General features: G+C 73.9%; 23 protein-coding genes. 12 read left to right on the top strand and 11 right to left on the bottom strand.

Going from position 1 to position 22,453, the window contains the following annotated elements; genetic code table 11:
- Window positions 1-19: 19 nt before the first annotated feature.
- Together ABD254_RS07155 and ABD254_RS07150 are read right to left on the bottom strand one after the other, a co-directional pair.
- Window positions 20-832, bottom strand: a complete 813-nt coding sequence (locus tag ABD254_RS07155; RefSeq protein WP_344247026.1) for a MerR family transcriptional regulator — start codon at window positions 830-832, stop codon at window positions 20-22.
- A gap of 47 nt (window positions 833-879) precedes the next feature.
- On the bottom strand, window positions 880-1,386 hold the full coding sequence (locus tag ABD254_RS07150) for a VOC family protein (protein WP_344247024.1): 507 nt from the start codon (window positions 1,384-1,386) through the stop codon (window positions 880-882).
- A 123-nt stretch (window positions 1,387-1,509) separates the two neighbouring features.
- Between ABD254_RS07150 and ABD254_RS07145 the strand changes: the two genes are divergently transcribed.
- Complete coding sequence (locus ABD254_RS07145) at window positions 1,510-2,283, top strand: SDR family NAD(P)-dependent oxidoreductase (protein ID WP_344247022.1); 774 nt, start codon at window positions 1,510-1,512, stop codon at window positions 2,281-2,283.
- 31 nt (window positions 2,284-2,314) lie between these two features.
- Here the strand turns inward: ABD254_RS07145 and ABD254_RS07140 are convergent, their stop codons facing one another.
- The 3 genes from ABD254_RS07140 to ABD254_RS07130 form a co-directional block, all read right to left on the bottom strand.
- Window positions 2,315-3,355: a TetR/AcrR family transcriptional regulator gene (locus tag ABD254_RS07140; protein ID WP_344247020.1), complete on the bottom strand. Its 1,041-nt coding sequence runs from the start codon at window positions 3,353-3,355 to the stop codon at window positions 2,315-2,317.
- A gap of 86 nt (window positions 3,356-3,441) precedes the next feature.
- Window positions 3,442-4,266, bottom strand: coding sequence for an ABC transporter permease (locus ABD254_RS07135; protein ID WP_344247018.1), 825 nt, complete (start codon window positions 4,264-4,266; stop codon window positions 3,442-3,444).
- The gene (locus ABD254_RS07130) at window positions 4,263-5,273 is read right to left on the bottom strand and encodes an ATP-binding cassette domain-containing protein (RefSeq protein ID WP_344247016.1); all 1,011 of its coding nucleotides are present in this window, start codon (window positions 5,271-5,273) and stop codon (window positions 4,263-4,265) included. The genes ABD254_RS07135 and ABD254_RS07130 overlap by 4 nt, the downstream gene beginning before the upstream one ends.
- A 163-nt stretch (window positions 5,274-5,436) precedes the next feature.
- Between ABD254_RS07130 and pyrE the strand changes: the two genes are divergently transcribed.
- Window positions 5,437-6,015, top strand: a complete 579-nt coding sequence (pyrE, locus tag ABD254_RS07125; RefSeq protein WP_344247014.1) for an orotate phosphoribosyltransferase — start codon at window positions 5,437-5,439, stop codon at window positions 6,013-6,015.
- Window positions 6,016-6,100: 85 nt separating this feature from the next.
- Here pyrE and ABD254_RS07120 read toward each other — a convergent pair whose 3' ends face one another.
- Complete coding sequence (locus tag ABD254_RS07120) at window positions 6,101-6,373, bottom strand: hypothetical protein (protein ID WP_344247012.1); 273 nt, start codon at window positions 6,371-6,373, stop codon at window positions 6,101-6,103.
- Window positions 6,366-7,106, bottom strand: coding sequence for an HAD-IIA family hydrolase (locus tag ABD254_RS07115; protein ID WP_344248516.1), 741 nt, complete (start codon window positions 7,104-7,106; stop codon window positions 6,366-6,368). The genes ABD254_RS07120 and ABD254_RS07115 overlap by 8 nt, the downstream gene beginning before the upstream one ends.
- An 87-nt stretch (window positions 7,107-7,193) precedes the next feature.
- Here ABD254_RS07115 and ABD254_RS07110 point away from each other — a divergent pair, with 87 nt between their 5' ends.
- The 3 genes from ABD254_RS07110 to fbaA all read left to right on the top strand — a co-directional run bounded on the left by ABD254_RS07110 (window position 7,194) and on the right by fbaA (window position 9,854).
- Window positions 7,194-8,027, top strand: a complete 834-nt coding sequence (locus ABD254_RS07110; RefSeq protein ID WP_344247010.1) for an SDR family oxidoreductase — start codon at window positions 7,194-7,196, stop codon at window positions 8,025-8,027.
- Window positions 8,024-8,728, top strand: a complete 705-nt coding sequence (locus ABD254_RS07105; RefSeq protein ID WP_344247008.1) for a TrmH family RNA methyltransferase — start codon at window positions 8,024-8,026, stop codon at window positions 8,726-8,728. Before ABD254_RS07110 ends, ABD254_RS07105 begins: the two co-directional genes overlap by 4 nt.
- A gap of 106 nt (window positions 8,729-8,834) precedes the next feature.
- The gene (gene fbaA / locus ABD254_RS07100; protein ID WP_344247006.1) at window positions 8,835-9,854 is read left to right on the top strand and encodes a class II fructose-bisphosphate aldolase; all 1,020 of its coding nucleotides are present in this window, start codon (window positions 8,835-8,837) and stop codon (window positions 9,852-9,854) included.
- Window positions 9,855-9,934: 80 nt separating this feature from the next.
- Here the strand turns inward: fbaA and ABD254_RS07095 are convergent, their stop codons facing one another.
- Window positions 9,935-10,372 carry an STAS domain-containing protein gene (locus ABD254_RS07095; RefSeq protein WP_344247004.1) on the bottom strand — a complete coding sequence of 146 codons (438 nt, stop codon included), beginning with the start codon at window positions 10,370-10,372 and terminating at the stop codon, window positions 9,935-9,937.
- Between the two features lie 116 nt (window positions 10,373-10,488).
- On the opposite strand from ABD254_RS07095, the gene ABD254_RS07090 reads away from it, so the two are divergent.
- On the top strand, window positions 10,489-12,747 hold the full coding sequence (locus ABD254_RS07090) for an ATP-binding SpoIIE family protein phosphatase (RefSeq protein ID WP_344247002.1): 2,259 nt from the start codon (window positions 10,489-10,491) through the stop codon (window positions 12,745-12,747).
- A 126-nt stretch (window positions 12,748-12,873) separates the two neighbouring features.
- Here ABD254_RS07090 and ABD254_RS07085 read toward each other — a convergent pair whose 3' ends face one another.
- Complete coding sequence (locus tag ABD254_RS07085; protein ID WP_425553674.1) at window positions 12,874-13,341, bottom strand: DUF3151 domain-containing protein; 468 nt, start codon at window positions 13,339-13,341, stop codon at window positions 12,874-12,876.
- A gap of 88 nt (window positions 13,342-13,429) precedes the next feature.
- Here ABD254_RS07085 and ABD254_RS07080 point away from each other — a divergent pair, with 88 nt between their 5' ends.
- Together ABD254_RS07080 and ABD254_RS07075 are read left to right on the top strand one after the other, a co-directional pair.
- Window positions 13,430-13,801, top strand: coding sequence for an STAS domain-containing protein (locus tag ABD254_RS07080; RefSeq protein WP_344246998.1), 372 nt, complete (start codon window positions 13,430-13,432; stop codon window positions 13,799-13,801).
- A 160-nt stretch (window positions 13,802-13,961) separates the two neighbouring features.
- On the top strand, window positions 13,962-15,254 hold the full coding sequence (locus ABD254_RS07075; RefSeq protein WP_344246996.1) for an adenylosuccinate synthase: 1,293 nt from the start codon (window positions 13,962-13,964) through the stop codon (window positions 15,252-15,254).
- Between the two features lie 71 nt (window positions 15,255-15,325).
- Here the strand turns inward: ABD254_RS07075 and ABD254_RS07070 are convergent, their stop codons facing one another.
- On the bottom strand, window positions 15,326-16,096 hold the full coding sequence (locus ABD254_RS07070; protein ID WP_344246994.1) for a hypothetical protein: 771 nt from the start codon (window positions 16,094-16,096) through the stop codon (window positions 15,326-15,328).
- Between the two features lie 131 nt (window positions 16,097-16,227).
- On the opposite strand from ABD254_RS07070, the gene purD reads away from it, so the two are divergent.
- The 4 genes from purD to ABD254_RS07050 all read left to right on the top strand — a co-directional run bounded on the left by purD (window position 16,228) and on the right by ABD254_RS07050 (window position 21,363).
- On the top strand, window positions 16,228-17,529 hold the full coding sequence (gene purD, locus ABD254_RS07065) for a phosphoribosylamine--glycine ligase (protein ID WP_344246992.1): 1,302 nt from the start codon (window positions 16,228-16,230) through the stop codon (window positions 17,527-17,529).
- 197 nt (window positions 17,530-17,726) lie between these two features.
- Window positions 17,727-19,292 (top strand): DUF3352 domain-containing protein, encoded by a 1,566-nt coding sequence (locus ABD254_RS07060; protein ID WP_344246990.1) that lies wholly within the window; start codon window positions 17,727-17,729, stop codon window positions 19,290-19,292.
- Window positions 19,293-19,328: 36 nt separating this feature from the next.
- Window positions 19,329-20,300 carry a phosphoribosylaminoimidazolesuccinocarboxamide synthase gene (locus ABD254_RS07055; protein WP_344246988.1) on the top strand — a complete coding sequence of 324 codons (972 nt, stop codon included), beginning with the start codon at window positions 19,329-19,331 and terminating at the stop codon, window positions 20,298-20,300.
- A 100-nt stretch (window positions 20,301-20,400) separates the two neighbouring features.
- Complete coding sequence (locus ABD254_RS07050; RefSeq protein ID WP_344246986.1) at window positions 20,401-21,363, top strand: hypothetical protein; 963 nt, start codon at window positions 20,401-20,403, stop codon at window positions 21,361-21,363.
- 58 nt (window positions 21,364-21,421) lie between these two features.
- Here the strand turns inward: ABD254_RS07050 and ABD254_RS07045 are convergent.
- Window positions 21,422-22,453 (bottom strand): hypothetical protein (locus ABD254_RS07045; RefSeq protein WP_344246984.1); only part of this gene is annotated, 1,032 nt, incomplete at its 5' end.

Below are 22,453 nucleotides of genomic sequence, written 5' to 3'. Positions count from 1 at the left end.
GGCGGAGGCCGGCGGCGCGTCACCCCCAGGTCGCGGTCTCCGGATCGACGCCGTGTGCGCGGGCGTTGGCGTCGATCACCTCGCGCAGCCACGCCGTGAGCCCGGGCCGGAGGGCGTCGTGCTGGGCGGTGAAGTCGGCGTCCGCCGCGTACATGCGGCCGATGACGACGTGCCTCGGGTGCGGGACGTCGAAGTACGCGCCGAGCGACGCGCGGTGGCGCTCGGCCAGGGCGTCCGCCTCGCGGCTCCCCGGCCGCACGCCCCGGCCCATCGCGTCGGCCAGCGCGGCGAGGACGGCGTCGGCCTCGGCCGCGATCTCCTGCCAGTCGTCGGCGGTGCGGGCGGCCGCGCGCTCGGCGAACTGGGCCCACTGCTCCGTGTCGCCCCACCGCTCGCGGGCCCCGGCCGCCCACCCGGGCTGCCAGCGGTCGCCGAACAGTGCGGTCTGCTCCTCGGGGGACAGCAGGACGCCGCGCTTGCGCGCCTCGATCAGCCGGTCGAGGGCGGCACCTGCCCGCTCCAGGCGACGCAGGCGCTCGCGCACCAGGTCGCGCTGGCGGCGCAGGGACACGTCCGCGCCCTCGGGCGCGTCGAGCAGCGCGGCGATCTCCTCCAGGGGCACGTCGAGCTCGCGGTAGAGGACCACGCGGTGCACGCGCGTGAGGTCCGACGGCGCGTACAGCCGGTACCCGGCGGGGGTGCGCGCCGACGGCCGGACCAGGCCCACCGCGTCCCAGTGGTGCAGCGTGCGGACGGTGACGCCTGCCGCGCGCGCGGCGGCGCCGACGGTCAGCCCGCCGGCGCCGTCGGCGGGTGCGGGTCGGGACGCCATGGCGCCCAGTCTGCCCGCGGAGCCCGCGGACCCGCCCGCGGGGCCGGTCACCCCTCGGCGCCGAAGCCCAGCTCGTCGCGCACGTTCCGGGCCTCCGGGCTGGTCGGGTCCCACGGTCGGGCGGCGGTCATGACGACGCGGGTCCGCTCGGGGGTCATGACCTCCAGGTCGAGCGTGCCCCACGGCTGCAGCCGCGGCCCTGTGGTCGAGCCGGGCGCGACGCGTTCGCAGGCAGCCGCGATCTCGTCGATCTCGCCCTGCACGCACGAGAAGCTCACGCTCAGCGGGCCGGCCTCGGTGGCGGGAGCGGCGGGCACGAGCAGCACGTCCTGGAACGCCCAGCGGCGCAGGTGCACCACCGTGCCCGGCGCGGCGAAGAACTCGAAGAAGCCGAGGCCGTTCACCCAGAAGTCGGTGGACGCCTCGAGGTCGTGGGTCGGGACGTTGACGAACATCGGCATGCCGTAGATGCCGCGGAACAGCTCGGGCGGCTGGACCCCGGGGCCGGGCAGGGGCACGGGGCTGATGGAGAAGGCGGGGAAGGTGTCGGTCATGCGGCCAGCCTGAAGCCTGACGCCGCGTGAGGGTCAACCCCGCGGCGTGCGCCGCGCCGTGCGGCGCGTCCGCGAGGTCGCGCCCTCGCTGGACCTCCCGGCCCAGCCACTAGGCTGCCTGCCATGGGTACCGCGCTCGTCACCGGCGCCACGGCCGGCCTCGGACTGGAGTTCACCTGGCAGCTCGCCACCGCACGCCATGACGTGGTGCTCGTGGCGCGCGACGTCGAACGGCTGGAGAAGCTTGCGCACCAGGTGCGGGCCGCGGCCGGGGTGCGCGTCGAGGTGCTGCCCGCCGACCTGTCGCAGCCGGACGACGTCGCGCGCGTGGCTGAGCGGCTCGCGATCACGGGCGACGAGGACGGCGACGACCGCCGCCCGGTCGGGCTGCTGGTCAACAACGCCGGGGTGGCCACGGCGCAGCGGTTCGTCGACGGGGACCTGGGCGTCGAGCTCGCCGCGTTCGACGTCATGGTGCGGGCGGTGCTGGTGCTCTCGCACGCGGCGGCCGGCCAGATGACGGCCCGCGGGCGCGGCGCCATCCTCAACGTCGCGTCGGTCGCGGCGCTCACCGCGGGCGGCACGTACGCCGCCGCGAAGGCGTACGTGCGCTCCTTCACCGAGGGTCTGGCCGTCGAGCTCAAGGGCACGGGCGTCACCGCGACCGTCGTCTGCCCCGGGTTCGTGCACACCGAGTTCCACGACCGCGCCGGCGTCGACATGAGCGCGATCCCCGACGTCGGCTGGCTGGAGGCCCCGGCCGTGGTGTCCGAGGCGCTCGCGGACGTGCGTCGCGGCCTCGTCATCTCGACGCCGTCCGTGCGCTACAAGGCGGCGTCCGCCCTGCTGCGCCTCGCCCCGCGAGCCGCCGTGCGGGCGGTCGGCAAGTACCGCTGACCTTCGGTCGGCCGACGGCGAGGCAGCGGCCTCAGCCGGCGGTGCGGGCCTTCTCCGCCGCGGCGCGCGCGACCTCGGCCTCCGTCTTGTGGGCGTCGCGCAGGGCCTTCTCCAGCTCGCGCACCCGCTTCTGCGCCTCCCGGACGCGCTTGTCGGCCTCCTTGCGCTTGGCCGCGGCCTTCTTCACCCGCGCGTCGGAGGCATAGGCCTGCACCAGGGCCGTCGCCTCGGCGAGATCGTCCTCGTCGGCGGAAGTCGCCGCAGGGGCGGGTCCGTCCTCCGGCGTCGTCGAGCCCTTGCTCGCGATGACGGCTGCGATGCCGTCGAGCGTGCGCTCCAGCCCCCAGGCGACGTCGTCGATCTCGTCCAGTCCCTCGCTGTCCGGGACGTAGGTCCCGCGCTCCACGAGCGGGCGCAGGTACGGGAAGCGGACCTCGTCCACGAGGTGCCGCAGCGCGTCGGTGAAAGCGGGACCCAGCGCCCCGTCGTCGCCGCCGGCCTCGGAGATGGCCCGCTCCAGGTCGCGGCCGAGCGCGGCGGCGTTCCGGGCGTACCCGGTGACGAGCAGGATGGTGGCGATCTTCTCGTCGTCGGCCAGCGGGGCCGACCGCAGCGCGCGCAGGCCCACGTCCAGGAACCGGAGGTTGCCGGGCGTCATCGGCGCGCCGGTGATGGGGATGTCCAGCACCCACGGGTGCTGCCGGTACGTCGCGAGGATGAACAGCGCCCACTCGCGGAGCTCGGCGCGCCAGTCGGCGGGCTCGTGAGCCGGGGGGAACTCGACGACGAACGCGACCTCCTGCATGAGCAGCAGCAGGTCGTCCTTGCTGGTGACGTACCGGTACAGCGACATGGTCGTGAAGCCGAGGCTCTTGGCCACCCGGGCCATCGAGACGCCCGCCAGCCCCTCGGCGTCGGCGATCTCGACGGCGGCCTCGACGATCCGCTCGATGCTGAGCTCGCGCCGGGGCACCCGCTCCGGCCGCTCCGCCACGCCCCACGCGAGCGCGAGGCGCGGCGGCAGCTCGGGCAGGTCGGTGTCGGGCGAGTCCGTCTCCGGCGTGTCCGTCATGGCCTCATCATCCCCGAACGGCTGCGCCGGTCGAGCCTGTCGGGACCAGGTCGGGGTCTGGACGGGCTCGACCGGCGACTCCGCGCTCAGCGGGCGGTCCGGCGCCGGTAGAGCACGCCCCCGACGACGATGCTCACGGCGAGGAAGCCCACGAGCCACGCGCACCCGGTGAGGATCGTGCCGGCGTCCGGCGCGCCCATCAGCAGGCCGCGCACCGACTCGATGATCGGCGTGAACGGCTGGTTCTCGGCGAATCCGTGCAGCCAGTCCGGCATCGTCGAGACCTCGACGAAGCCCGAGCTGAGGTACGGCACGAACAGGAAGATCATGTTCACCGACATCGAGGCCTCGACGCTGAGCACGAGCCCGAGCGTGACGCTGATCCACGTGAACGTCAGCACGGAGAGCACGGCGAAGGCGACGAAGCCCAGCCACTCGCCGAGGTCGGCGCCGGGCCCGAACCCGTAGGCGACGGCCACGAGGAGCACCACGACCACCGAGGCGAGGTTGCGGACGACGCTCGCGATGACGTGGCCCCACAGGGCGGACGAGCTGAAGATGGGGAGCGTCTTGAAGCGGTCGATCGTCCCGGAGGTCATGTCCTGCGCGACGCCGGTGGCGGCGGTGGCGGAGTTCATGCCCAGGCACATGACGAGGACGCCCGGCACCACGTAGTCGATGTAGTCGCCGGAGCCGCCGGAGATCGCGCCCCCGAAGATGACGACGAACACGGACATGATCATCACGGGCAGCACGAACGCCGTGATCAGGCCGTCGACGGAGCGCAGGGAGCGCCGGGCCTCGCGCCGGGCCATCGTCCCGACGTCGCGCAGCGGGGCGCCGCGGCGGGCCCGGCCGGCGGGCGGTCGGGTGGCGGTCGCGGCACGGGGTGCCGGCAGGGTGGTGGTCATCGCAGGGCCTCCTCGGGGGTGGGGCGGTCGGTGGTGCCGGTGGGCGCGGAGCCGCCCGTCGCGCCCGGCGCGGCGTGCGCGCCGGTGAGGGCGAGGAACACGTCGTCGAGCGTCGGCTTGACGACGCTCACGGCGGCGACGGCGACGCCGCGGGACTCCGCCTGCTCGAGCACCTGGCGGATCGTGCGGACGGGCTCGGCGCTGGGGAACGTCAGGGCCAGGGCCTTGTCGTCCGTCTCCGCGGCGTCGAGCCCGGCGACGGCGAGGCCGCGGGCGGCGGTGAGGCTCGCCGCGTCATCGAAGGCGACGCGCACTTGGTCGCCGGCGACGAGCGCCTTGAGCTCGGCCGCCGTGCCGCGCGCGGCGATCCGCCCGTCGGCCAGGACCGCGATCGTGTCGGCGAGGCGGTCGGCCTCCTCGAGGTACTGGGTGGTGAGCAGGATCGTCGTGCCGTCGGCCGCGAGCCCGCGGACGACCTCCCACAGCTGGGACCGCGAGGCCGGGTCGAGGCCGGTGGTCGGCTCGTCGAGCACGAGCACCTGCGGGTCGGCGACGAGGCTGATGGCCAGGTCGAGACGGCGCCGCATGCCGCCGGAGTAGGTGCCGACGCGGCGGCGGGCGGCGTCGGTGAGGTCGAACCGCTCGAGCAGCTGGTGCGCGCGGCGGCGCACGGTGCGCTTCGGCAGGTGGGCGAGGTCCGCCATCATCACGAGGTTCTCCTCGCCCGTCTGGAACTCGTCGACCGACGCGTACTGGCCGGTCAGCGCGATGCTGCGGCGGACGTCCGCCGGGTGCCGGACGACGTCGGCGCCCGCGATCGTGGCGGTGCCGCCGTCGGGGCGCACCAGGGTGGTGAGGATGTTGACGGTGGTGGTCTTGCCCGCGCCGTTCGGGCCGAGCAGCGCGAAGATCTCGCCGCGCCGCACGGTGAGGTCGACGCCGCGCAGCACGGCGGTGCGCCCGTAGGACTTGCGTAGCCCCTGCACGGCGATCATCGGGTCGTTCATGGCCGGTCCCCTCGACGATGGAGTGTGTATGGCGTACACGAGTGTAGGGCATACACGCGGTGTTGCCTATACACATCGCGTGCCAGGTACGCGTGCGGCCGCGTTCGGCCCGGTGTCCGCGCGGGATCCCGTGTCCCGGCCGCGCCCCGTACGCTGGGGGACCGTGACGACTCCCGACTTCTCCCCGACCCCCCGCGAGCAGCTGCGAGACCTCATCACCGAGCTCGCCGTCGTGCACGGGAGGGTGACGCTCTCCTCCGGCAAGGAAGCCGACTACTACGTCGACCTGCGTCGCATCACGCTGCACCACCGCGCCGCGCCGCTGGTGGGGCACGTGCTGCTCGACCACCTCGAGGAGGTCGGGCTCGGGACCGCCGAGGTCGACGCCGTCGGCGGGCTCACGCTCGGCGCCGACCCGATCGCGGACGCGCTGCTGCACGCCGCGGCGTCACGCGGCCAGGACCTGGACGCCTTCGTCGTGCGCAAGGCAGCCAAGGCGCACGGCATGCAGCGCCAGATCGAGGGACCCGACGTCGCGGGCCGCAAGGTCGTCGTCCTCGAGGACACCACCACGACGGGTGGCTCGCCCATCGCCGCCATCGAGGCCCTGCGCGCCGCCGGCGCCGAGGTGCTCGGCTGCGCGACCATCGTCGACCGCGCCACCGGCGCCGGCGAGAAGATCGAGGCGCTCGGCGTGCCGTACCACTACCTGTTCGACCTGGCGGACCTCGGCCTGGCCTGACTGTGAGGATCGCTTTTCGGGCGTGTCGGGACCACGGCGGTCGCGACACGCCCGACCGGCGAGCCCCGGCTCGCCGCGCGAGCCGTCAACCGCGGCGGCGGCCCAGCAGGAACCCGGCGCCGAGACCCACGAGCAGCGGCCCCGCGAGGGTGGCGGCGGCGACCAGCTCCGGGGGCGTCGTCTCGATGGTGAGCATGGTCTCGGACGGCTGCGCGTACGTGAACCAGCCGAACTGGGCGTAGCCCATCGGCCGCAGTGCCCACACGAGCAGGCCCACGCCCACGACGATCGCCGCGACCGCGAGCCACGTGCCCCTGCGGGGACGGCCCCGGCCGTCCGGCGTCGGCGCGTCAGACACGGTCGATCAGGTCAGCGACGGAGTCGACGACGTGCGTCGGCCGGAACGGGAACGTGTCCACCTCGGCGGCGGTGGTGGAGCCGGTCATCACCAGGAACGTCTCGAGCCCCGCCTCGATGCCGGCGACGACGTCGGTGTCCATCCGGTCGCCGATCATTGCCGTGGACTCGGAGTGTGCCTCGATCCGGTTGAGCGCGGAGCGGAACATCATCGGGTTCGGCTTGCCGACGTAGTACGGCGAGCGGCCCGTGGCCGCCTGGATCATCGCCGCGACGGCGCCCGTGGCAGGCAGCGGGCCCTCCGGCGAGGGGCCGGTGGTGTCCGGGTTGGTCGCGATGAACCGGGCGCCGTCGCGCACCAGCCGCACGGCCTTCGTGAGGGCTTCGAACGAGTACGTCCGGGTCTCGCCCAGCACCACGTAGTCCGGGTCGGACTCGGTGAGCGTGTAGCCGGCCTCGTAGAGCGCCGTCGTGAGCCCCGCCTCGCCGATCGGGTAGGCCGAGCCGTTCGGGATCTGGTCGGAGAGGAACTGCGCTGTGGCGAGCGCGGAGGTCCAGATCGCCTGCTCGGGCACGTCGATGCCCGACGTCGCCAGGCGGGCACGCAGGTCACGAGGCGTGAAGATCGAGTTGTTCGTGAGGACGAGGAACGGTCGCTCCGCCTCGCGCAGCGCGCGCACGAACTCGGGCGCCCCGGGGATCGCCCTCCCCTCGTGCACCAGCACGCCGTCCATGTCGGTCAGCCAGGACTCGATCTTCCGCTCGCTCACGGCGCCACCCTAGTGGGCAAGGCGGCCTCGCGCGTGGGCCAGGATGGGCCCATGACGACGATCACGGTGGTGGGCGGCACCGGTCAGGCGGGCCGGGCCGTCGTGCGGGAGGCGATGGCCCGCGGGCACGATCTTCGGGTGGTCTCGCGTCTGCGGCCCGACGACCTCGACGGGGCGGCGCACCATGCGGTGGACCTCCTCGGCGACGACGAGGGGCGGGTCGCGGCGGCGCTCTCGACGGCGTTCGAGGGCGTCGGCGCGGTGGTCGACACGAGCAACGGGATGCTGCCGGGCGCGCAGGAGGTGTTCACCACCGGGGCTCGGCGGGTCGCGCAGGCCGCGGGCCGCGCGGGCGCCGGGCGCGTCGTCGTGCTGTCGATCGCCGGGGTGGACCGCAGCGAGTACGGCTACTACCGCGCGCACGCCGAGCAGGAGCGCGTCTACGCCACCGGGCCCGTGCCCGCGACGGTCGTGCGCGCCACCCAGTTCCACGAGTTCCTGAGCCTCTACTTCGGGCCGGACAGCAGGCTCGGCGCCTGGTCCCGGCTGGGCCTGCTGCCGTACCCGCGCGGCTGCCGCTTCCAGACCGTCGACCTGCGCGACGTCGCCCGCGCGCTCGTGGACGCGGCGGAGGGGATCGACCCGCTCGGCGTCGCGCCGCGGCCAGGCCCGTCGGGCGCCCGGACCGTGACCGTGGGCGGGCCGGAGGTTCGCGGCGCGCGAGACATGGCGCGCGCGTGGCGGCGGGCGCACGGCTCGCGACGGTTCCTCGTGGGGGTACCCCTGCCCGGCGCGCTCGGCGAGTTCTTCCGTGCGGGCCGGAACCTCGTGCCGGACGGGGCCGTGGGCACAGTCACCTACGACCAGTGGCTGGCCGGCCGGTGAGCGACGGCGCGGCGCACCGTGACGAGCCGTCCCGCGAGGTCGGCGTCGGGCCGTGGCCGGGCGGTCCCGAGGCCTGGCCGCGCACGCCCGACGGCGACGCCGACCCGCGCTACGACCCCGAGCTGCTGGCGCACGGCGACCGGCGCAACGTCGTCGACCGGTACCGGTACTGGACGGTCGAGGCGGTCGTCGCGGACCTGGACGCGCGCCGCCCCGCCGACCGCACCCTGCACGTCGCCATCGAGAACTGGGCGCACGACCTCAACATCGGCTCCGTCGTGCGCACCGCCAACGCGTTCAACGCCGCGGGCGTGCACGTCGTCGGCCGACGACGGTGGAACCGGCGCGGTGCGATGGTCACCGACCGCTACCTGCACGTCCGCCACCAGCCCGACGCGGCGGCGCTCGCCGCGTGGGCGGCCGCCGCGGGGTTGCCCGTGGTCGGGGTCGACAACGTGCCCGGGTCGGTCCCGCTGGAGGGCTACGACCTGCCCACGCGCTGCGTGCTGCTCTTCGGCCAGGAGTCCGCGGGCCTGACGCCCGAGGCGCAGGCGGCGTGCGCGGACGTCGTGCACATCGCGCAGCACGGCTCGACCCGATCGCTCAACGCGGGTGCCGCCGCCGCGATCGCGATGCACGCCTGGGCGTCGCGGTGGCTCCATCCGCAAGCGCCGCCGTCTCACGGACCCGACGGCATGTGACGGCCATGACCCGGACGTGAGAAAATCCGGATGCATGCGGGTCGGCGCCCGTCGCGACGAAGCATCCCGCTGCATCCTCGTACGCCCCGTCATTGGAGTACCGCAGATGCCTATCGCAACCCCCGAGGTCTACGCCGAGATGATCGACCGGGCGAAGGCCGGCAAGTTCGCCTACCCCGCCGTCAACATCACGTCGTCGCAGACCGTCACCGCCGCGCTCCAGGGCTTCGCCGAGGCCGAGTCGGACGGCATCATCCAGGTGTCCGTGGGCGGCGGCGAGTACGCCTCGGGCGCCACGATCAAGGACCGCGTCGTCGGCTCCCTGGCCCTGGCGGCCTACGCCACCGAGGTCGCGAAGAACTACTCGGTGAACATCGCCATCCACACCGACCACTGCGTCAAGAAGAACCTCGACTCCTGGGTGCGCCCGCTGCTGGCCCTCGAGGCCGAGCAGGTCAAGGCCGGCAAGAACCCGACCTTCCAGTCGCACATGTTCGACGGCTCGGACATCCCCCTCGACGAGAACCTCGTCATCGCCGCGGAGCTCCTCGAGCTGTCGCAGGCCGCTCGCACCATCCTCGAGATCGAGGTCGGCGTCGTGGGCGGCGAGGAGGACGGCCACGAGGCCGCCATCAACGACAAGCTCTACACCACCGCCGAGGACGGCCTGGCCACGGTCCGGGCCCTGGGCGCCGGCGAGAAGGGCCGTTACCTGACGGCGCTGACCTTCGGCAACGTGCACGGCGTGTACAAGCCGGGCGCGGTCAAGCTCCGCCCGTCGATCCTCGCGGACATCCAGAAGGCCGTGGGCGACGAGATCGGCCAGGAGAACCCGTTCGACCTCGTGTTCCACGGCGGTTCGGGCTCCACGGCCGAGGAGATCTCCGAGGCGGTCGACAACGGCGTCATCAAGATGAACATCGACACCGACACGCAGTACGCGTTCACGCGCCCGGTCGTCGAGCACATGTTCAAGAACTACGACGGCGTGCTGAAGATCGACGGCGAGGTCGGCAACAAGAAGGCCTACGACCCGCGCGCCTGGGGCAAGCTGGCCGAGGCCGGCATGGCCGCCCGCATCGTCGAGGCCGCGCAGCAGCTGCGCTCTGCCGGCCACAAGATGTGACCCTCGCGCCGACGCAGGACGCCCCCTCCGCTCGACGAGCGGAGGGGGCGTCCTCGCGTTCTGCGGTCGGGAGGTCCCGGCTACCGCGGCGACGGGCGGCTCGGCGTGGGGGCCGCGGCGTCGAGGTCGAAGCCCGGGTCCTCGTCGACGATGTCGAGCAGCTCGCCGATCCGGGTGACCTCGAGCAGGAAGCGCACGGTGGGCGGCGCGCGCAGCACCTGGACCCGGTGCGGGCTGCGGGACGCGAGCCGGGCGAGGAACGCCACGCCGGAGGAGTCCATGAACGTCACGTGGTGGGCGTCGATCTCGACCGGCATCCCGGATTCCTCGGCGTCGGCGATGGCCTCGCTCAGGTCGGCGCCGATGTCGGCGTCGATCTCCCCCGAGAGCACGACGCGGGCCCGCGAGGCGCCGACGATGACGTGCACGCTCGCCGGGTCGCCGAGCTCGGGCGCAGGGTCGTCGGGCGCGTCCGTGGGCAGCAGATCACGCGGGGTCGTGTTCGATCCGTCGTGCACGGTGCTCCTTCCACGCGCGGTACTGCGCTCGCTCGAGTCTCGGCGGACACCAATCTACGGTTGAATGACCAGCAAGAACACCAACCAGGACGGGAAATCGCGGCAGCGGAGGCATTATGACCGAAATACCCGGTCCTTTGCCCCCTGTCTCCGACCGGCTCCTGGGCGCGGCGCTCTCCGACGCCATCCTGCCGGTCTTCGTCACCGGCACCTGGGAGGAGGGTATGCCGGTCCTCTGGGTGAACGGCGAGTTCACGCGGACCACGGGCATCCGCGCCGACGAGATGCGGGCGCGCGGCGACCACCCCCTGCTCTCCCTCGTCGACGACGACCCCGATCGCGAGCCCGGCCAGGCGGCGCTGCGGGAGGGACGACCCACCGCGCGCATGATCAAGGGACACCGCCCGGACGGAGCGGTGTCCTGGTGGCACGTCACGATGTCGCCGGTGCCCGAGGAGGACGGCGGCGTGCGGTACTGGCTCGGGGCGGCGATGGACGTGTCGCCGTACATGGAGCGCCACGCCGCGCAGCTGGCCTCGCTCGAGGTCGAGCGCCGCGAACGGGCCGACCTGGACCTCGTCGCGCAGACGACCGAGCTCCTCGGCGACCTCGAGTACCCGTACGCCCTGCGCGACATCGCCGACCTGCTGCGCGCGCTCGTGCCCTGGGCGGGCTTCTACCTCAACGACGACGGGCTGGTGTTCGCGGACGGCGTCGACGTGGCCTCGCCCCCGAGCGGCCGCGGGCGCCGGCACGCCCGGTACGTCCCCGACTCGCCGGTGCTCGACGGGCTCGACGACGGGCCGCCGTCGGTCGAGCATCCCGGTGCCGGCGGCGGCCAGCAGCCCGGCCGCCAGCCGGGCGAACCGGGCAGGCCCGGCCTGCCCGGCGCGGCGCGGATGGCCGTGGACCAGGTGCAGGACCTGCTCGACGGGGTGATCGACGGGCCCGTGCTGCTCGAGCTGAACGGCCACTACCCGGCGCACTCCGCGTCCGGCTGGCTGCGCCGGGACCTCGTGCGCCGCGTGGTCGAGGAGACGGGGGCGGTGCCGCGCTCCGCGGTCGTGCACGCCGTCGCCGGCCGGCGGCGGGTGCTGGGGCTGCTCGCGAGCTGGCACGGCGCGGGCATGGGTCTCGACGGCGCGCCCACCGAGGAGCCGAGGAGCCCGGGCGAGCCGCAGCACGTGTTCACCGTGATCGAGGTGGTGGCACGTCGCGCCGGCACGGCGATCGACAACGCGCGGCTCTACGCGCGCGAGCACCGCCTGGCGGAGGCGCTGCAGCGGGCGATGCTGCCCGAGCAGGCGGAGGTGCCCGGCCTCGACGTCTGGACCTACTACGCGCCCAACGCCGAGCACGCCCAGGTGGGCGGCGACTGGTACGACGTGCTGCAGATCGCGGAGGGCACGGTCGGGCTGGTCGTGGGGGACGTCGTCGGGCACGACGTCGAGGCGGCCGCGGCGATGGGGCAGCTGCGGTCGGTGGTGCGCTCGTACGCCTTCGAGCTGGCCACGCCGGGCATCGTCGTCGACCGGGTGGACCAGCTCGTCACGGGCATGCGCATCCCGCGCTCGGCGTCGATGGTGTACGCGACGCTGCACCACCAGCCCGACGGTGGCGCGTGGACCGTGCAGTACACCCGCGCCGGGCATCTGCCCCCGCTGCTCGTGCGGGACGGCGAGGTCGTCCAGCTCGCCGACGCCGGGGGCTCGCTCATCGGCTTCGGTACCCGCCCGCGGGCGACCGGGCGTGCCGAGCTGCGCCGGGGTGACGTCCTGCTGTTCTACACGGACGGGCTCATCGAGCGGCGGGACCGCTCGCTCAAGGTGGGGCTCGACGCCCTGGTGGAGACGTCGGCGCGGATCACCGCCCGGGACGCGGCAGGGGTGGGGGAGGAGCTGCTCTCCCGCCTGGCCGACGCGCCGGAGGACGACGTGGCACTCGTCGTCGTGCGCGTGCCCGACCCGGTCGCCGACGCGCAGGTGCAGCCGCTGAGCCCGCGGTCGCGCCGCTGGCTGCTGCCCAGCGAGCCCGCGTCGATCGGCCGCGCCCGGCACGCGGTGCTGCGCACCTGCCAGGCCTGGGGCTTGCCGGAGTCCGCGTCCGCCGAGCTGGTCGTGTCCGAGCTGGTCGCCAACGGCGTCCTGCACGGCTGGGGAAACATCGCGCTGCGGCTGTTCGACACCGGCGACGGGCTGCGTATCGAGGTGGAGGACTCCAACCCCGCGCCGCCCGTCACCACCGACGGCCATCCCAACCGGCTCGGCGGGTTCGGCATGCAGATCGTCGAGCGGCTCGCCGACTGGGGCTGGCGGCCCGCCGGGTCGGGCAAGCTCGTCTGGGCCAAGCTGCGCCCGACCGCGCCGGCGTCGTAGCCGGAACGTCCCTGCCCTTCGAGAACGCCCTGGCGGACGTTTCCCGGTGTCATGGCGTCCGTCAGGACATCCTCGAAGGACAGTGGTGGGCGGGTCGGTGGTAGCGACGGCCAGGTTTCGACAAGCTCAGCCAGCGAGGCGGGCGACCTCGTCGGGGGAGGTCCCGGAGTCGCGCAGGAACTGCGCGCACCGCTCGGCCTCGTCGTCCTCGCCGATCAGCTGCGCGGCCCGGGACAGGGCGAGCAGCGCGCGCAGGAAGCCCTGGTTGGGCTCGTGGTCGGCCGGGATCAGACCCTGGCCGCGCCACCCGGCCCGACGCAGCGCGTCGAGGCCGCGGTGGTAGCCGGTCCGGGCATAGGCGTACGCGGTGACGGCGCGGGCGGCGCCCGGGTCGTCGGCGTCGGCCGCGCCCCCGAGGGTCTGTTCGGCGAGCACCGCCCACGCGAGCGACGACGAAGGGTGGTCCGCGGCGAGGCGAGCGGGGTCGTCGCCGGCCTCCAGGCCGTCCCGCACCTGCGGGTGGTCGTCGGGCAGACGGGTGGGCGGCGGACCGGCGAGCAGGTCGCCGTCGGGCTGAGGGCTCATGGGCCCCATTGTCGCCGCAGCCGGGGCCCGGAGCGCGCGCTCGGGACGGCGCGGATCTCGACCGTCGCCGCGGGCCCCGCGCGGGTACGCTCGGCACATGATCGAGATCGCGACGTCATCGACGACGACGACGCTCGTGATCGCCGGTGACCTCGACCTCGCGGAGCGCGAGCAGTTTCCGGAGATCGCGGCCCGGGTGGTGGGTCTGCGGCGCCAGCTTCTCGTCATCGACATGTGCCGTGTGACCTTCATGGACTCCACGGGCGCGGCGTTCCTCATCTCGCTGGCGGACTCCGGCAGGCGGCGGGGTGGCGCGACCGTGCTGCGGGGCGCCGACGAGCGCGACCTGTTCGTGCTCGAGGTCTGCGGGGCGCTCGACCTGTTCCGCATCGACCGTGACCACCGGTGCGAGTCCGCCGCGCCCGCCACGGGGGCGACGTCGACGCCGGTGCCGCACCGCCCGGTCTGACCTTCCCGCCCGGCGCGCGCCCCCCGCCGTCGCCTGGGCGGGTCGGGCGGCCGAATGGTCACGGGCGGGTAAACTCGGGCGCGGCCCGGACCTCGACCCGCCCGCGACGACCGCACGGCGGCAATGCCGGGCCTCGTCGACGAAGGAGAGTGGGAATCCCATGCCAGCCGTGGTGCTCGTCGGTGCCCAGTGGGGCGATGAGGGCAAGGGGAAGGCGACCGACCTCCTCGGGTCTCGCGTCGACTACGTCGTGAAGTTCAACGGCGGCAACAACGCGGGGCACACTGTCGTCATCGGCGACGAGAAGTACGCCCTGCACCTGCTGCCGTCGGGCATCCTCTCGCCGGGGGTGGTGCCGGTGATCGGCAACGGCGTCGTCGTCGACATCGACGTGCTGTTCGAGGAGCTGGACGCCCTGAACTCCCGCGGCGTCGACACGTCCCGGCTGCTGGTCTCCTCGCAGGCGCACGTCATCGCGGGCTACCACCGCACGCTCGACAAGGTGACGGAGCGGTTCCTCGGCAAGCGGCGCATCGGCACCACCGGGCGCGGCATCGGCCCGGCGTACGCCGACAAGATCAACCGCGTCGGCCTGCGCATCGCGGACCTCTTCGACCCGAAGATCCTGGCCGAGAAGGTCGAGGGCTCCCTCGACCAGAAGAACCACCTGCTGGTGAAGGTCTACAACCGGCGGGCCGTCGACGTCGACGAGACGGTCGACGAGCTGCTCGCGCACGCCGAGCGGCTCCGGCCGATGGTGGCGAACACGCCGCTCGTGCTCAACCAGGCGCTCGACGACCACAAGACGGTCCTGTTCGAGGCCGGCCAGGCGACCATGCTCGACGTCGACCACGGCACCTACCCGTTCGTGACGTCGTCGAGCGCGACGGCGGGCGGGGCCGTGACCGGCTCCGGCATCGGGCCCACCCGCGTCGACTCCGTCATCGGCGTCATCAAGGCCTACACGACGCGCGTCGGCGAGGGCCCGTTCCCCACGGAGCTCTTCGACGCGAACGGCGAGTACCTGCTCAAGACCGGCGGCGAGTACGGCGTCACGACCGGCCGTGCGCGCCGCTGCGGCTGGTACGACTCCGTCATCGCCCGGTACTCGTCGAGGATCAACGGCCTCACCGACCTCGTGGTCACCAAGCTCGACGTGCTCACCGGCATGGAGAAGGTGCCGGTCTGCGTGGCGTACGACGTCGACGGCACCCGCTACGACGAGATGCCCGACGACCAGACCGCGTTCCACCACGCGAAGCCGATCTACGAGGAGCTCCCCGGCTGGTGGGAGGACATCTCCGGCGCGCGGACCGTCGAGGACCTGCCGAAGAACGCGCAGTCGTACCTCGCGCGCCTCGAGGAGCTGTCCGGCTGCCGCATCTCCGCGGTCGGCGTCGGGCCGCGCCGCGACGAGATCATCCCGGTGCACGACCTCATCCACGGGCGCTGAGTCGGGGTCGCGACGCGTCTGCCGTCCCGGTCCTGCGGGATATCGGACCGATAACCCACAGGACCGGGACGTCAGACCGTGAACGTCTCGGGGGCGGGGCCGCCGGGACGCCAGCCGGTGCTCCGAAGGATCTCCGCCATCTCGTGGGCGACGGTGCCGGCCCACGCGTCGGCACCGGTGTAGCGGCGTACCACCGTACGGTCCGTGACGATCCGGTTCTGCCGACGGCGGTCCTCGAACAGGGCCTCGGGCGTCGAATGCGGGTCGATCCCGTCGATCTCGACCAGCAGCACCCGGCCGTCGGGAAGGAACCACGCCAGATCCACGCGTGCGACGAAACGGCCGCGGCGGTCGAAGGCCTTCAGCTGCAGCATGTCCGGCGGCACACCGGCGTCGACGCAGGACAGGCGGGCCCAGGTCTCGGCCGGCGACTCGGCCCGGGCGTCGGCCTCAGCCCACCAGCCGTGGGTCCGCGCGACGCCCGCGTGCCACCGCGCGTAATCGTGGGCCCGGTCGAGCTCCGCGGTGGTGAGGAGCTTCCGGTGCAGGGCGGAGTCCATGACGGCAACCGCGTGCCTGCGGTCGAGCTCGGGGATCGACTGTGCCAGAGCGTCCACCACGGTCGCGCATCGGAGCCCGTCGACGAGGACCCAACGCCGCAAGGGGATCCGGCGGATGCGCACCGGGGTCCAGGCCTCCCGTGACGACCCGTCGGGGAACGCGACCTCGGGCCGGACACGCGCCGGCGCGCCCTGCACCCCGTGCAGGACGAGGGCGCACAGACCGGTCGCGACGGCGCCCGGGTGGGCGAGCACGCCCAGCGCCGCGGCCCGGAGGCGCACCAGGTCCCGGCGGTCACCGGCTCCCGGGCTTCGTCCACAGGGTCCGGGTTCGACGTCGGATTGCTGGGGGAATCGGGGTCGGCAGCCCGCAGGACCGGGACGCAGGACCCGCCCGGTTAGCATGGCTGCCCGTGAAGATCCTCGTCGTCGGGACCGGTGCCCGCGAGCACGCCATCGTCCACGCCCTCGCGTCCGAGGCCGCCGCCGGCGGCGAGGCGCACGAGCTGCATGCCGCGCCCGGGAACCCGGGCATGGCGACGCAGGCCGCGCTGCACCCCGTCGACGCCAACGACGGCCGCGCGGTGGCGGCGCTGGCCCGGTCGCTCGCCGTCGACCTCGTCGTCGTGGGCCCCGAGGCGCCGCTCGTGGCGGGCGTCGCCGACGCCGTCCGCGAGGCGGGAGTGCCGTGCTTCGGCCCGTCGGCCGAGGCGGCCCGGCTCGAAGGGTCCAAGGCGTTCGCCAAGGACGTGATGGCCACCGCGGGCGTGCCGACGGCGATGGCGCACGTGTGCACGACCGTCGACGAGGTGGCGGCCGCACTCGACGCCTTCGGGGCGCCGTACGTCGTCAAGGACGACGGGCTCGCCGCGGGCAAGGGCGTCGTCGTGACGTCCGACCGGGACGCCGCGCTCGCCCACGCCCGCGAGGCGCTCGAGGCCCGCGGCGACGAGGGCCGCGTCGTGGTCGAGGAGTACCTCGACGGCCCCGAGGTTTCGCTGTTCTGCCTCAGCGACGGCGCCGCCGTGGTGCCGATGGTGCCGGCGCAGGACTTCAAGCGCGTCGGCGACGACGACGCCGGCCCCAACACCGGCGGCATGGGCGCGTACACGCCGCTGGACTGGACGCCGTCGGGCCTGGTGGCCGAGGTGGTGGAGCGGATCGCGCAGCCCACGGTGGACGAGATGGCCCGCCGCGGCACCCCGTTCTCCGGCGTGCTGTACGTGGGGCTGGCGCTCACGTCGCGCGGCACGCGGGTGGTGGAGTTCAACGCCCGGTTCGGCGACCCGGAGATCCAGGCTGTGCTGGCGCGGCTGCGCACGCCCCTGTCCGGAGTGATGCAGGCGGCCGCCACGGGCGCGCTGGCGCAGGTCGAGCCGCTGCGCTGGTCGGACGAGGCGGTGGTGAACGTCGTCGTCGCGTCGCAGGGCTACCCCGAGTCGCCGCGCAAGGGCGACCCGATCACGGGGATCGCGGACGCCGAGGCGCTCGACGGTGTGCACGTGCTGCACGCGGGCACCGCGGTCGCCGACGGCGGCGCGCTGGTGTCTGCCGGCGGGCGCGTGCTGTCGGTCGTCGGGCGCGGGGCCGACCTTGCCTCCGCGCGCGCCGCGGCGTACGCCGGGGTCGCGACGATCGGGCTCGACGGTGCGCACCACCGCAGCGACATCGCGCTCAAGGCAGAGCGCGGCGAGGTCGCCGTCCCGCCGGCCTGACCGGCGCGACGACCGACTGCGCCGGCGCCGCCCGTGCCCGCGGGGTCGACGGCAGTGCCCGCGCCGCCGCCGGCGCCGGCCCGAAGGTCTCGATCCCGCAACGAACGGCGCGCAGGGCCGTGACCTGGGGAAAACCGGGCTGAACGATCCTCCGACTCCGCTACTGTCCGAGCGGACCTCGAAGGGAGCTCGTTCACATGTCAGAGACCTCGCCCGCCACGCCCGACCCCACGCCACGCATCGCGGAGGGCGACCCGACCGGCCCCACGGTCTCCGTCGACCTGACGCCGGGGGAGCCGGCCCCGGCCCCTCGCCGCCGAGCACGCAAGCTCCTGACGATCGGGCTGGCGGGCGGCCTCGTGCTGGTGGGCGGTGCCGGGGCGGTGGCCTACGCGATGCTGTCGGGTGGCGGCGCGCAGCCGCACGACGTCCTGCCGGCGAACGCCCTCGCCTACGCCCGGGTGGACCTCGACCCTTCGGCGGGGCAGAAGGTGGAGGTCCTGCGGTTGCTGCAGAAGTTCCCCGCCCTCGCCGACAGCGTCGGCGACGAGGACGCGGACCTGCGCGCCCTGTTCGTCGAGAAGGCGCTCGAGGACTGTGACGTCGACTTCGCCGCCGACGTCGAGCCGTGGCTCGGGCAGCGCGTGGGTGTCGCGCTCCTCGACGAGCCCTTCGAGCCTGTCGTGGCGATCCAGGTCGACGACGAGGACAAGGCGCGGGCCGGCATCACCGAGCTCGCCGAGTGCTCGGGCGCGGAAGCGGACGGGATCGCGTTCCTCGACGGCTACGCGATCGTCGGGTCCGGGCAAGAGGCGGTCGACACCGCGGTGGCGGCCGCGGCCGAGGAGTCGCTCGGCGAGACGAGCGCGTTCACCGCGGCGACCGAGAAGGTCGGTGACCAGGGTGTCGCGTCCGGCTGGGCGGACTACGGGGCGCTGATGGCCCACCCCGAGCTCGCCGACCTGATGGCCGAGGGGCTCGAGCAGTCCGGACAGCCGCCGATCGAGCTGCCGGAGCTCACGGGCGACCTGGGGACGGCGACGGTCGTGATCCGCGCCGAGTCGTCGGCCATCGAGGTGCGCGGAGCCTTCGAGGGTGCCGAGGAGATGCTCGGCGAGTCCTCGCTGGACCCGGCGCAGCTGCCCGACTCCACCGCGATCGCCTACGGCACGGCGATGTCGGACGAGTTCGCGGAGCAGTACGCCGACACCTTCCTGGACGCCTTCGTCGGTGCGGGCGGCGCCCAGGCGAGCGCCCAGGTCGAGGCGATGCTGGGGGTCTCGATCGAGGAGCTCACCACGCTCCTGCTGTCCGACCCGCTCCTCACCGTCGGCGAGCGCGGCCTCGCCGACCTGGACACGTTCACCGGCCCGGAGAGCGTCGAGAACCTCGACGTGGCGCTGCGGTCCCACGGCGACCAGGCGGAGCTGCGTGACATCGACGAGCGGCTGGCCGCCGCGGCCGAGACGATCGGCGGGGTCCGGCTCACGGTGCAGGACGTCGACGGCGGCGTGGCGCTCGCGACGTCGGACAGCGCGCTGGAGGTCGGGTCCGGCCTGGCGGCGTCCGAGGCGTTCGGGTCCGTGGTCCCGTTCGACTCGGTGTCGTCGCTGAGCTACCTGGACTTCGACAAGCTCGGCCCGGTGATCGAGCTGATCGCCGAGGGTGACGAGACAGTCCTGTCCAACCTGGAGCCGCTGCGTGCGTTCGGTGTGTCCAGCAGCGGCGACGAGTTCGCGATGCGCCTGTCGTTCGACGGCTGACGTGGACCGGGCCCGACCGGATGGAAGACTGAGCGCGTGACCCAGACGTATGACGCCGACCAGCCCGACGCCTTCGCGGGGGGACCGCTCGACCTGCCGGGCTGGCGGCACGTCTACTCCGGCAAGGTCCGCGACCTGTACGAGCCGGACCTGCCGGCCCTCGGTGGGGTGCACCCGCTGGGCGACGTCGTGCTCGTCGTGGCGTCGGACCGCCTCTCGGCGCACGACCACGTGCTCGCCCCCGGCATCCCGGACAAGGGCGTCGTGCTCACCCAGCTCAGCCTGTGGTGGTTCTCGCAGCTTGCCGACGTCGTGGACAACCACGTCGTGTCTACCGAGGCGAGCGCGGAACCGGGCGACGGGCTGGTCCCCGACGTCGTCGCCGGGCGCGCGATGATCTGCCGCCGGCTGGAGATGTTCCCGGTGGAGTGCGTGGCCCGCGGCTACCTCACCGGGTCCGGGCTCGCCGAGTACCGGGCGTCGGGCGAGGTCACCGGCATCCCGCTGCCGGCCGGGCTGGTGGACGGCTCTCGCCTTCCGGAGCCCATCTTCACCCCGGCCACCAAGGCCGAAGTGGGCGAGCACGACGAGAACGTCACGTTCGCCGAGGTCGCGCGCCGTATCGGGGACGACGACGCCGCCCGCCTGCGCGACCTCACGCTCGCCGTCTACGCGCGGGCCGAGCAGATTGCCCGGGAGCGGGGCGTCATCCTCGCGGACACGAAGCTGGAGTTCGGCGTCGACCCGGCGACCGGCGCGACGGTGCTCGGCGACGAGGTGCTCACCCCCGACTCCTCGCGGTTCTGGCCCGCGGACGAGTGGGAGCCGGGCCGTGCGCAGCCGAGCTTCGACAAGCAGCTCGTGCGCGACTGGCTGACCTCACCCGACTCCGGCTGGGACCGTGCGTCCGACGTGCCGCCGCCCGTCCTGCCCGACGCCGTCGTGCAGCGCACCCGCGGACGGTACCTCGAGGCGTACGAGCGCCTCACCGGCTCCACGCTTGCGTGAACCGGTCGCGCGCTGACCCGCGTGTCGGCCGCGAGTCCCGGTACGGGAGCGCGGGCCGTCCGGCAACACCCGGGACACGCGGCGGGGGGACACTGTGCCCATGACCGCCGCACGCCAGCTCCCGCTCAACGGCCTTCAGGATGCCGTCTACCGCTACCTGCTGACCGTGCCGCGCGCGACGACCGAGGAGGTCGTCGCCGCGACGGCCATGGCGCCCCCTGAGGTCGCGGAATGTCTGGCGGCGATGGTCGACCGCGGGCTCGTCGCGCCGGACCGCGGCCCCGACGACTGGCCCCAGCCGCGCCCCGGTGCGCCCGAGCGATGGCGTGCCGTGCCCCCGGCGGCGGCGCTCGGCGGCTCGCTCGCGGGCCTGCGGGCCGGGCTCGCCCGGGCGGAGCAGGAGATGGCAGAGCTCACGGCGCTCTTCCAGGCCGCCGTGCCGGCCCGCGGCGCCGAGCTGGTCGAGGTCGTCTCGGGGCGGGAGGCGCAGGGCCGCCGGGTCGCCGAGCTGGAGGAGCACGCGCGCAATGCGATCGACGTGTTCCAGTCCGGGTTCAACACCGTCACGTCCGTCGAGGCGGCGATCACGGAGGAGGACCGCACCGGTGGCCACCGCTACCGGGTGGTCGTCGACGCGGCGTTCCTGAAGGAGTCCGCGGCCGTGCGGGCCCTGGACGAGCGGGTGTCCGCCGGCCACCGGGTGCGCGTCGTCGACCACCCGCTGCTCAAGCTCGCGATCGCCGACGGCGAGCTGGCGATGGTCCAGGTGGACCCCATGGTCTCCCTGGTGCTCCGCGGGCCGCTGGTGCGGATCGCGACGGAGCTCTTCGACTCCACGTGGCGCCGGTCGCGGCCGTACCTGCGCGAGGGCGACGGGCTGAGCCGCGACGACCGTCAGCTGCTGCAGCTCATGATGTCCGGCCTCACCGACGCGGCGATGGCGAGCCAGCTCGGCAGCTCGCCCCGCACCGTGCAGCGCCGGCTGCGCGCGCTCATGGACACGGCCGAGGTCGGCACCCGGATGCAGCTGGGCTGGTACGCCCTCCGCAACGATTGGGTGTGACCTCGGCCGTGCCGGGACCACCGGCCCGTCCCCCGGGGACGGGCCGGTGGTCGGCGCGTCACATGCGGTCCTCGACGTCCTCCAGCGTGGTGCCGCGGTACGACGTGACCGGCGTCGTGATGCGGTCGGACGTCGGGTTCTGCGCACGATAGTTGGTCCGCACCCAGGCGAGGTCCGCCCGGTCCACCGAGCCGGAGCGGTCGAGGTCCGCCGCCGGGGCGGTGGTCCCCTTCGCCTCGAGGATCGCGATCGCGTCCCGCACGTCGACGACGTCGTCGGCGTTCACGTCACCGGTGGAGAGCGCGGGCACGGTGCTGACCACCTGCCCGCCCTCCGACGCGGCCCCTCCCGCGACGTCCTCGTACCAGGTGAAGTGCCCGGGCACGCGGACCTCCAGGCGGTACGCCTCGTCGGTGAGCGGCAGCCCACCGAACCCGAAGCGGGACGTCGCGTCGACCTCGGCGGTGCGCACCGTGCCGTCCGGCGCCGTGAGCGTCACCGTGCTGCCGGCCGTGGTGTAGTCGAAGGCGGGGTCGAACGCGTAGGCGTCGGTGAGCATCGCCTCGGGCGCGACCCGGCCGCTGAGGTGCGACAGCGGGTTGAGCCGCTCCACCGCGCCGTAGAACTGCTGGAGCTGGGCCTTGGTGCCGTCCGTGGAGGTGTATGAAGTCGAGCTGGTGACCAGGCTGTTCTCCAGCGACCACCCGTCGGCGTCGAGCACCTCGTAGGAGACGGTGAGCAGCGGCAGCTCGTCGGCTGTGAGGCCGGCGGTGTCGCCGACGTCGAACGACGCCGTGGCGAACTTCCACGTCCCGGAGCCGGCGTCCTTCGTGGTGACCTCCACGGGCGTCGGGTCGTGGGCGGCGAGCTCGTCGGTGGGCTCGACCGACAGGAGCTTGATCAGCTTCGAGTCGAACCGGAGCTGGGTGTTGAACGAGCCCCAGGCCTTGAGGTCGTGCGCGGTGAGCGTGTACGTCACGACGTCCCCGGGCCCGGCCTTCGCCGTGTCCGCGGCGCCGACCACGTAGGGCAGGCCCTCCTTGATGAAGTAGACCTTGCGCCGCTCCGCCCAGTTGCCGGCCGCGTCAGC

The organism is Isoptericola hypogeus, from assembly GCF_039531145.1.
Taxonomy (GTDB): domain Bacteria; phylum Actinomycetota; class Actinomycetes; order Actinomycetales; family Cellulomonadaceae; genus Isoptericola; species Isoptericola hypogeus.
The sequence above is the reverse complement of the archived record's forward strand: the minus strand, read 5'-3'. Positions and strand labels throughout refer to the sequence as shown.

What these genes read in the sequence shown, in the direction of transcription:
- ABD254_RS07155 (WP_344247026.1), bottom strand. Translation starts at nt 832, where the DNA reads ATGGCGTCCCGACCCGCACCCGCCGACGGCGCCGGCGGGCTGACCGTC.
- ABD254_RS07150 (WP_344247024.1), bottom strand. Translation starts at nt 1,386, where the DNA reads ATGACCGACACCTTCCCCGCCTTCTCCATCAGCCCCGTGCCCCTGCCC.
- ABD254_RS07145 (WP_344247022.1), top strand. Translation starts at nt 1,510, where the DNA reads ATGGGTACCGCGCTCGTCACCGGCGCCACGGCCGGCCTCGGACTGGAG.
- ABD254_RS07140 (WP_344247020.1), bottom strand. Translation starts at nt 3,355, where the DNA reads ATGACGGACACGCCGGAGACGGACTCGCCCGACACCGACCTGCCCGAG.
- ABD254_RS07135 (WP_344247018.1), bottom strand. Translation starts at nt 4,266, where the DNA reads ATGACCACCACCCTGCCGGCACCCCGTGCCGCGACCGCCACCCGACCG.
- ABD254_RS07130 (WP_344247016.1), bottom strand. Translation starts at nt 5,273, where the DNA reads ATGAACGACCCGATGATCGCCGTGCAGGGGCTACGCAAGTCCTACGGG.
- ABD254_RS07115 (WP_344248516.1), bottom strand. Translation starts at nt 7,106, where the DNA reads ATGGACGGCGTGCTGGTGCACGAGGGGAGGGCGATCCCCGGGGCGCCC.
- ABD254_RS07110 (WP_344247010.1), top strand. Translation starts at nt 7,194, where the DNA reads ATGACGACGATCACGGTGGTGGGCGGCACCGGTCAGGCGGGCCGGGCC.
- fbaA (WP_344247006.1), top strand. Translation starts at nt 8,835, where the DNA reads ATGCCTATCGCAACCCCCGAGGTCTACGCCGAGATGATCGACCGGGCG.
- ABD254_RS07090 (WP_344247002.1), top strand. Translation starts at nt 10,489, where the DNA reads ATGACCGAAATACCCGGTCCTTTGCCCCCTGTCTCCGACCGGCTCCTG.
- ABD254_RS07085 (WP_425553674.1), bottom strand. Translation starts at nt 13,341, where the DNA reads ATGGGGCCCATGAGCCCTCAGCCCGACGGCGACCTGCTCGCCGGTCCG.
- ABD254_RS07080 (WP_344246998.1), top strand. Translation starts at nt 13,430, where the DNA reads ATGATCGAGATCGCGACGTCATCGACGACGACGACGCTCGTGATCGCC.
- ABD254_RS07075 (WP_344246996.1), top strand. Translation starts at nt 13,962, where the DNA reads ATGCCAGCCGTGGTGCTCGTCGGTGCCCAGTGGGGCGATGAGGGCAAG.
- ABD254_RS07060 (WP_344246990.1), top strand. Translation starts at nt 17,727, where the DNA reads ATGTCAGAGACCTCGCCCGCCACGCCCGACCCCACGCCACGCATCGCG.
- ABD254_RS07050 (WP_344246986.1), top strand. Translation starts at nt 20,401, where the DNA reads ATGACCGCCGCACGCCAGCTCCCGCTCAACGGCCTTCAGGATGCCGTC.